Here is an 8,127-nt window from a genome sequence, read left to right on the forward strand (position 1 = left end):
GTCATCCCTGTTTGCGCGGGTGGGCGAAGGTGATACGCATGCAACTCCCGCCTTTTTCACGTGCCCTGTAGTCTAGGTGGGCCTGATTGCTTTCGCACAGCTCGCGGGAAATATACAGGCCCAGCCCGGTGCCGTTGCTTTCGGTGGTGAAGAAAGGCTCGAACATGTGCTGCAACTGATCGGCGGCAAAGCCCGGGCCGTCGTCCAGCACCTCGAGGATCGGCAAACCGTTGGTCGGCTCCACGAACAGATTCAGCCAGACCTGCGCGCGGCCCTGTTGTTGGGCGCTGTAGCGCAGGCCGTTTTCCACCAGGTTGTTCAGCACCTGGGTCAACTGGTTGGCATCCATGCGGGTTTCCAGGGTGCCGTCGCTGACATACAGGTGCAATTGCTGGCCGGGACGAGCGGTAGTGCGAAATTCGCTGACGAAGTTTTCCAGCCAGGCCTTGAGGTCCAGTGGGTGCGGCGCGCTGGGGCGGCGACGCGACAGCTGCAAGACGTTTTCGATGATCAGGTTCATGCGCTTGCAGTGATCCTGAATGATCTGGGTCAGGCGCCGATCGGCGGCCGGCAGGTCTTCGGACTCCTGCAGCAACTGGCCTGCATGGCTGATGGCCCCCAGCGGATTACGGATCTCGTGGGCGATGCTGGCGGTAAGGCGACCCAGGGCAGCCAGCTTGAGCTGTTGCGCCTGCTGCGCGATCTGCGACAGGTCTTCGAGGAACACCAGCGTCTGCTGCTGCTCGCCACCGCGGCGCAGGGCAATGAAGCTGGCCTGGATCGACGGACCGGTAGGCGACAGCTTCAAGCTTTTGACCCGCAAGGCTGGGTTGGTCTGCCACTGCAACAGACGCTCGATCAAGTCGGGGGAGTGATCGGCGATCAGTTCGCCATTGAGCGTCATGCGCCCGAACAGGGCCAGGGCGCCCTGGTTGGCCAGTTGCACGCGCAGTTCGGTGTCCAGCACCAGAATGCCCGTGCGCATGCGCTGCAGGATCAGCGAATTCAAGGCCTCCAGGCTGGTGACATCACTGGCGCGCTGTTCGGCCAGGTTCTCGCTGGTGCTCAGCAGTCGGCTCAGCCCCTGAACCACGAACCACACAGCGAAGCACAGCACACCCAGGGTACTCGCCTGCAGGTAGTCGTTGGCGGCGGCCGGTCGGGAGATGCTCAGGTAGAACGTCAGGTAGATGATGCCGATGGTGGCGAGTGCGGCGATCAACAGGCCGAGGCGACCGCGCAGCAACAGGTTGCCCATGGCCACGGAGGCGATCATCAGGTTGCCGATGCCGCTGGGCGTGCCGCCACCCGCGTAGAACAGGCCGGCGAGCATGATCACGTCGGCGGTGGCCAGGCTGAATACCGGCAGCACCCGACGCGGGTTGCCCATCAGCACCACGACCAGGATGTTGAGAATGAGGTAGAGCCAGCTGCCGGCGCGGAACAGTTCGCCATCGGCGACTTCCAGCAGGCGGTTGTCCATGTTGCTGGAAATCAGCAGGACCAGGGACAGGCCAATGGTCAAGCGGTAGAGGTGGTACAGGCGCAGCATCCGCTGCGCCTGGGCGCCGCCGAGAAACTGCGCTTCAGCGGGCACCGTTGCCGGGCCCTTGCTCCAAATGAGGCTGGCTGCAATACCAGTGGCTGTCACGACGCAACGCGCTGTCCTCTGGCAGGTGCACGCCGCACTGGGCGCAGCGAACCATGGTCAGCGAGGCCGGCTTGTGCTCTTCGCGAGGCGCGCGGGCGGGAGTCTTGAACCTGCGCCACAGCCAGATGGCGGCGAAGACGATGGCGATCCAGAAAATCAGGCGAATCATGGGAAGGTCAGCTTTGCCAGGGAAGATGGCGCAGTGTAGGAGCGAGCCCGACGCGGAGCAAGCGGCGGGCGAGGGTAGGCCTTGGCAAGCCCTGGTGTGAGCAGTCATTGGCTGGGAAAAACACCGGTGGGAGCGGGTCTCTGCCCGCGAACGGGGCCCTGCGGTGTATCAGGCAGACCGCTGTTAGCCCTTCGCGGGCAGAGACCCGCTCCCACAGGCGGTTATTCCAATAAAAAAGGGGCCGGAGCCCCTTTTTTCAGTACGACCGCGCTTCAGTCGAACAGACCAAAGGTAGCGTAGCTGAACCACGAGCGGCTCTTGCCTTCTTCGGCGTTCGGCTGCTGCTGGTCGGCGGTGCCGCCGTCCTCAGGGGGCAGCAGTTCCTTCGGAATGGCGTCGCGCGCTTCCTGGTACTGGCGTTGCACATCTTGGTTGGCGCGGGTTTCGCCCGGTGGCAGCGGGTCGGTGTTGGAACCGATCCAGCCCAGGGTGGCCTTGGAGATCCACGAGCGGTTGTCCGCTTCGTCCTGCTGAGGCACGAACTTGCCGTCTTCCAGGCTCGGGTGGTCCGGATAGTTGGCCTTCAACGTTTCCAGGGTGGTGGCCGCCAGATCGTCCAGGTGCAGACGCATGTAGGCTTCGGTCATCACCGCCAGGCCGTCGCCGACGGACGGCGTTTCCTGGAAGTTTTCCACCACGTAGCGGCCACGGTTAGCGGCTGCGACGTAGGCCTGACGGGTCAGGTAGTAGTCGGCCACGTGGATTTCGTAGGAGGCCAGCAGGTTGCGCAGGTAGATCATGCGCTGCTTGGCATCGGGCGCGTAGCGGCTGTTGGGGTAGCGGCTGGTGAGCTGGGCGAACTCGTTGTAGGAGTCACGGGCAGCGCCAGGGTCACGCTTGGTCATGTCCAGCGGCAGGAAACGCGCCACCAGGCCACGGTCCTGGTCGAACGAGGTCAGGCCCTTGAGGTAATAGGCGTAGTCGACGTTCGGGTGCTGCGGATGCAGGCGGATGAAACGCTCGGCAGCCGACTTCGCCGCCTCGGGCTCGGAGTTCTTGTAGTTGGCGTAGATCAGCTCGAGCTGTGCCTGGTCGGCATAGCGGCCGAACGGATAACGCGACTCCAGTGCCTTGAGCTTGGCCGTGGCACTGGTGTAGCTGTTGTTGTCCAGGTCGGCCTGCGCCTGCTGGTACAGCTCGACTTCGCTGAGGTTTTCATCGACCACTTCTTTGGTCGAAGAACAGGCCGCGGTGAGTCCGAGGATGGCGATCAGCAGCAGGTGTTTCACTTGCATGGCGGCTAGCGTCCCTATAAACGGCCGCTGTCTCGGGCGTGGCCGTCCTGTTATGATGAGCACCCCGTGGAACCCCCGGGGCAAAAGACGCCGTATTTAACCACAAGCGTGCAGCCGAAACCAAAGGCTGTGCCGCCGCCTAGTCCGAGCATGTCCGAGATCATACAACTTCGCGCAGAGGTACCGTCCGATTTGGGCGGACAACGCCTCGACCAAGTCGCCGCCCAACTATTCGCAGAGCACTCGCGCTCGCGCCTTTCCGCCTGGATAAAAGAGGGCCGCCTGACCGTGGACGGGGACGTTCTGCGTCCGCGCGATACCGTGCATGGCGGTGCCCTGCTCGAGCTCAATGCCGAGCAGGAAGCCCAGGGTGAATGGGTGGCTCAGGACATCGACCTGGACATCGTCTACGAAGACGACCAGATCCTTGTCATCAACAAGCCGGCGGGCCTGGTGGTCCACCCGGCCACGGGTCACGCCGACGGCACCCTGCTCAATGCCCTGCTGCACCATGTGCCGGACATCATCAACGTCCCGCGTGCCGGCATCGTCCACCGTCTGGACAAGGACACCACCGGTCTGATGGTGGTGGCCAAGACCATTCAGGCGCAGACCCAGTTGGTGTCCCAGCTGCAGAGCCGTTCGGTGAGCCGCATCTATGAATGCATCGTCATCGGCGTGGTCACCGCCGGTGGCAAGATCAACGCGCCGATCGGGCGGCACGGTCAGCAGCGCCAGCGCATGGCCGTGATGGAAGGCGGCAAGCAGGCGGTCAGTCATTACCGCGTGCTCGAACGCTTCCGCTCCCACACCCACGTGCGGGTCAAGCTGGAAACCGGCCGGACCCACCAGATTCGCGTACACATGTCGCACATCAACTTCCCCCTGGTGGGCGACCAGGCCTACGGCGGCCGCTTCCGCATTCCGCCCGCGGCCAGCGCGACGATGGTCGATGCACTGAAAACCTTTCCGCGCCAGGCCCTGCACGCCCGTTTCCTGGAGCTCGACCATCCGACGACCGGTGAGCGCATGGGCTGGGAATCGCCATTGCCCGACGACTTCGTCTGGCTGCTGTCGCTGCTCAAGCAGGATCGCGAGGCCTTCATCGGGTGACCACTTTCGCGCAGGGCCTGTTGCTTCCCGACTGGCCAGCCCCGGCTTCGGTCAGGGCCTGCGTGACCACCCGCGAAGGCGGCGTCAGCCCGGCGCCGTATGACAGCCTGAACCTGGGCGCACACGTGGGCGACGATCCTCATTGCGTGGTGCAGAACCGCCTGCGTCTGACCGCTCACTTCGGCATCCTGCCCGCCTGGCTGAACCAGGTACACGGGGTGCGGGTGGTCGAAGCCGACCCTAGCCGCGTGCTGGAAGCCGACGGGAGCTGGACCGCTACGCCGGGGATCGCCTGCACATCGATGACCGCCGACTGCTTGCCTGCGCTGTTCTGCAATCGCGCCGGGACCCAGGTCGCCGCCGCTCATGCCGGTTGGCGCGGGCTGGCGGCCGGCGTTCTCGAAGCGACAGTGCAGACGTTTCGCGAGCCGCCCGAGCAGGTCATGGCCTGGCTCGGTCCGGCCATCGGTCCACGGCGCTTCGAAGTGGGGGCCGAGGTACGTGAGGCCTTCATGTCGATCCATCCCCAAGCGGTCGATGCATTCGCGCCGGGTGCTGCGCCTGGCAAGTTTTTGGCCGACATCTATGCCTTGGCGCGGATTCGCCTGGCGGCGGTTGGAGTGACAGCGGTGTATGGCGGGGGATTGTGCACCGTGGAAGACGAGCGCTTCTTTTCCTATCGCCGCGCGCAGGTCACCGGACGCTTCGCTTCACTGGTGTGGCTGGAACCCTAGCTTCGCAGCCAATGGCCCCTCAGCGAGCCCAGTGTGGGAGCGGGCTTGTGCGATAGGCGGCGAAGGGGCCAGCACTGACACAACCCACCCAGACCTACAATCCCGCATCCTTGAATCTTCCCCATTACCCCCCATCTAACTGTCATCCCCGGCAGGTTTTCTTCATCAGGTGTGTCCATCGCTCCGGCCTGCCCCTTTCAGGAAGGTGACTCATGCGTATAGACCGTTTGACCAGCAAGCTTCAACTCGCGTTATCCGACGCACAATCCTTGGCCGTTGGCATGGACCATCCTGCCATCGAGCCCGCGCACCTGATGCAGGCGCAACTCGACCAGCAGGGCGGTTCGATTCGTCCGCTGCTGATGCAGGTCGGTTTCGACGTCAACAGCCTGCGCAAGGCGTTGAGCAAAGAGCTCGACCAATTGCCGAAAATCCAGAACCCAACTGGCGACGTCAACATGTCCCAGGATCTGGCACGCCTGCTCAATCAGGCCGACCGGCTGGCGCAGCAGAAGGGTGATCAATTCATCTCCAGCGAGCTGGTCTTGCTGGCCGCCATGGACGACAACAGCAAGCTCGGCAAGCTGCTGTTGGGGCAGGGCGTCAGCAAGAAAGCTCTTGAAAACGCCATCAGCAACCTGCGTGGCGGCGAGGCGGTCAACGACCCCAACGCCGAGGAGTCGCGCAAGGCGTTGGAAAAATACACCGTCGACCTGACCAAGCGCGCCGAGGAGGGCAAGCTCGATCCGGTGATCGGCCGTGACGACGAGATCCGTCGGACCATCCAGGTGCTGCAGCGTCGCACCAAGAACAACCCGGTGCTGATCGGCGAACCCGGCGTGGGCAAGACCGCCATCGCCGAGGGCCTGGCCCAGCGCATCATCAATGGCGAAGTGCCCGATGGCTTGCGTGGCAAACGCCTGCTCAGCCTGGACATGGGCGCGCTGATTGCCGGCGCCAAGTTCCGCGGTGAATTCGAGGAGCGCCTGAAGTCGCTGCTCAACGAACTGTCCAAGCAGGAAGGGCAGATCATTCTGTTCATCGACGAACTGCACACCATGGTCGGCGCCGGCAAAGGCGAGGGCTCCATGGACGCTGGCAACATGCTCAAGCCGGCGCTGGCCCGAGGCGAACTGCACTGCGTAGGCGCCACCACGCTCAACGAGTACCGCCAGTACATCGAGAAAGACGCAGCGCTGGAGCGGCGCTTCCAGAAGGTGCTGGTCGATGAGCCGAGCGAGGAAGACACCATCGCCATCCTGCGTGGCCTCAAGGAGCGCTACGAGGTTCACCACAAGGTGGCAATTACCGATGGCGCGATCATCGCGGCCGCCAAGCTGAGCCATCGCTACATCACCGATCGCCAGCTGCCGGATAAGGCCATCGACCTGATCGACGAAGCGGCCAGCCGCATCCGCATGGAAATCGACTCCAAGCCCGAGGTCCTGGACCGCCTGGAGCGTCGCCTGATCCAGCTCAAGGTCGAGTCCCAGGCCCTGAAGAAGGAAGACGACGAAGCTGCGATCAAGCGTCTGGAAAAACTGACGGAAGAAATTGCCCGGCTGGAACGCGAATACGCCGACCTGGAAGAGATCTGGACGTCGGAAAAAGCCGAAGTGCAGGGCTCCGCGCAGATTCAGCAGAAGATCGAGCAGTCCCGTCAGGAGTTGGAAACCGCGCGTCGGCGTGGCGACCTGAGCCGCATGGCCGAATTGCAGTACGGGGTGATCCCCGATCTGGAGCGCAGCCTGCAGATGGTCGACCAACATGGCAAAAGCGACAACCAGTTGCTGCGCAGCAAGGTCACCGAGGAAGAAATCGCCGAAGTGGTGTCCAAATGGACCGGGATTCCGGTGTCGAAAATGCTCGAAGGCGAGCGCGACAAGCTGCTGAAGATGGAAAGCCTGTTGCATCAGCGCGTGATCGGCCAGGAAGAGGCCGTAGTGGCCGTGTCGAACGCGGTACGCCGTTCGCGAGCCGGCCTGTCCGACCCGAACCGTCCGAGCGGCTCGTTCATGTTCCTCGGCCCCACCGGCGTGGGCAAGACCGAGCTGTGTAAGGCGCTGGCCGAGTTCCTCTTCGACACCGAGGAGGCGATGGTGCGCATCGACATGTCGGAGTTCATGGAGAAGCATTCGGTGGCCCGCCTGATCGGCGCACCACCCGGGTACGTGGGGTATGAAGAAGGCGGCTATCTGACTGAAGCGGTCCGTCGCAAGCCGTACTCGGTGTTGCTCTTGGACGAAGTGGAGAAGGCGCACCCGGACGTGTTCAACGTTCTCCTGCAAGTGCTCGAGGATGGACGTTTGACCGACAGTCACGGCCGCACCGTCGACTTCCGCAACACCGTGATCGTGATGACTTCGAACCTGGGGTCGGCGCGTATCCAGGAGCTGGTCGGCGACCGCGAGGCGCAACGCGCAGCGGTCATGGATGCGGTGACCAGCCATTTCCGTCCGGAGTTCGTCAACCGGATCGACGAGGTGGTGATCTTCGAACCGCTGGCGCGCGATCAGATTGCCGGGATCACGCAGATCCAATTGGCCCGCTTGCGCAGCCGTCTGGCCGAGCGCGACCTGAGTCTGGAGCTGAGCGACGAGGCGCTGGATAAACTGATCGCGGTGGGCTACGACCCGGTGTACGGCGCGCGGCCGCTGAAGCGCGCGATCCAGCGCTGGATCGAGAACCCGCTGGCGCAGCTGATCCTCTCGGGCAAATTCCTGCCGGGGACCTCGGTGCAGGCGTCGGTAATGGATGATGAGATTGTGTTTGCCTAGGTGATCTGGGGCAGTAATGGCTTCTTCGCGAGCTTATTGTGGGAGCGGGCTCTGCCCGCGAAGAGGCCCTCACTGACTCACCTCATTGATTTCCCGTTGCATTTTCGTTTCAAGGCTTGTAAAGTGCGCCCCGCTGTCGGTCATCCCGCAGAACCAAACGCTTCACCCGGTTCTGAAAAAAAGTTGCAAATCAGTGTCTTGAAAGCAATTTAAAGGGTTGACAGGGGTTTTGAAGATTGTAGAATAGCGCGCCTCAGAGACATGAACGCAGCGATGCGAACAGGTCGAAGAGTTCAAGGCGGTAGTGATACAGGCTTGAAGCTGTAGCAGATGTAGATGTAGATGTTCTGAAATTGATAGTTCCGTGATAGCTCAGTCGGTAGAGCAA

General features: G+C 62.8%; 6 protein-coding genes. 3 read left to right on the forward strand and 3 right to left on the reverse strand.

Annotation, left to right across the window (positions count from 1 at the left end; translation table 11 throughout):
- Window position 1: 1 nt before the first annotated feature.
- The 3 genes from B2V21_RS05315 to B2V21_RS05325 all read right to left on the reverse strand — a co-directional run bounded on the left by B2V21_RS05315 (window position 2) and on the right by B2V21_RS05325 (window position 3,115).
- Entirely contained in the window at window positions 2-1,597 is a 1,596-nt protein-coding gene (locus tag B2V21_RS05315) for a sensor histidine kinase (protein WP_056844094.1), read from the reverse strand.
- Window positions 1,587-1,820: a PP0621 family protein gene (locus B2V21_RS05320; protein ID WP_049860967.1), complete on the reverse strand. Its 234-nt coding sequence runs from the start codon at window positions 1,818-1,820 to the stop codon at window positions 1,587-1,589. The genes B2V21_RS05315 and B2V21_RS05320 overlap by 11 nt, the downstream gene beginning before the upstream one ends.
- 272 nt (window positions 1,821-2,092) lie before the next feature.
- Window positions 2,093-3,115 (reverse strand): outer membrane protein assembly factor BamD, encoded by a 1,023-nt coding sequence (locus B2V21_RS05325; RefSeq protein WP_049860968.1) that lies wholly within the window; start codon window positions 3,113-3,115, stop codon window positions 2,093-2,095.
- A 150-nt stretch (window positions 3,116-3,265) separates the two neighbouring features.
- Between B2V21_RS05325 and rluD the strand changes: the two genes are divergently transcribed.
- The 3 genes from rluD (at window position 3,266) to clpB (ending at window position 7,739) form a co-directional block, all read left to right on the forward strand.
- Window positions 3,266-4,228 (forward strand): 23S rRNA pseudouridine(1911/1915/1917) synthase RluD, encoded by a 963-nt coding sequence (gene rluD / locus B2V21_RS05330; RefSeq protein ID WP_286916238.1) that lies wholly within the window; start codon window positions 3,266-3,268, stop codon window positions 4,226-4,228.
- Complete coding sequence (gene pgeF, locus B2V21_RS05335; protein WP_286916239.1) at window positions 4,225-4,962, forward strand: peptidoglycan editing factor PgeF; 738 nt, start codon at window positions 4,225-4,227, stop codon at window positions 4,960-4,962. Before rluD ends, pgeF begins: the two co-directional genes overlap by 4 nt.
- Before the next feature lie 212 nt (window positions 4,963-5,174).
- Window positions 5,175-7,739 (forward strand): ATP-dependent chaperone ClpB, encoded by a 2,565-nt coding sequence (gene clpB / locus B2V21_RS05340; protein WP_286916240.1) that lies wholly within the window; start codon window positions 5,175-5,177, stop codon window positions 7,737-7,739.
- Window positions 7,740-8,127: the final 388 nt, after the last annotated feature.

It is taken from the genome of Pseudomonas sp. UBA6276 (assembly GCF_002438365.1).
Classification (GTDB): Bacteria; Pseudomonadota; Gammaproteobacteria; order Pseudomonadales; family Pseudomonadaceae; genus Aquipseudomonas; species Aquipseudomonas coleopterorum.

Excerpts from the sequence above, each read along its gene's own strand:
- B2V21_RS05320 (WP_049860967.1), bottom strand. The coding sequence starts at position 1,820 with ATGATTCGCCTGATTTTCTGGATCGCCATCGTCTTCGCCGCCATCTGG.
- B2V21_RS05325 (WP_049860968.1), bottom strand. The coding sequence starts at position 3,115 with ATGCAAGTGAAACACCTGCTGCTGATCGCCATCCTCGGACTCACCGCG.
- rluD (WP_286916238.1), top strand. The coding sequence starts at position 3,266 with ATGTCCGAGATCATACAACTTCGCGCAGAGGTACCGTCCGATTTGGGC.
- clpB (WP_286916240.1), top strand. The coding sequence starts at position 5,175 with ATGCGTATAGACCGTTTGACCAGCAAGCTTCAACTCGCGTTATCCGAC.